At 75.1% G+C, this 436-nt stretch carries 1 protein-coding gene; it reads right to left on the reverse strand.

Annotated elements, in window-relative coordinates:
- Window positions 1-436, reverse strand: a 436-nt coding sequence (locus AC1DCZ_RS19375; RefSeq protein ID WP_476976015.1) for a DUF222 domain-containing protein, incomplete at both ends; no start/stop codon positions are given.

A 436-nucleotide genomic window follows, 5' to 3' on the forward strand; every position in this document is an offset into this window, starting at 1 on the left:
CCGCGGTTGCCGGGCCTGCCGGGCCTGCCGGGCCGCCGCCTGAGCCAGCCGTTTCCGGGCCGCCGGCCGAAGCGCCCAGGCGGTCGAGCCGGGCCAGGAGGTCGCGGTAGTCGATGGTGACCATGACCTGCGGGCGCAGCCCGCCGGTGGCAGGCAGCGAACCGGCCGCCAGCGCGGCCTTGCAGGCACCGACCAGCCCGTCGAGGAGCTTCTGCGGCCTGGACCGCAGATCCAGGCCGGCCGCTSCGGGGTCATCCGCCGGAGCGGAGCCGGCAGCCGAARTCGAGGAAGCACTCGAAACACCGTCCGTGACAACCGTGGCAGGGTTGGCCACGGGACCCTCACCGCCGGCAGCGGCGTGCGCGCCGCAGTCGGTGACCGCCGCCGGCGCCGCGGAACTGCTGGTGCGTGGGTTGGTGGCGGTGTTCATCACGGT

The organism is Arthrobacter sp. 10N418, from assembly GCF_056394725.1.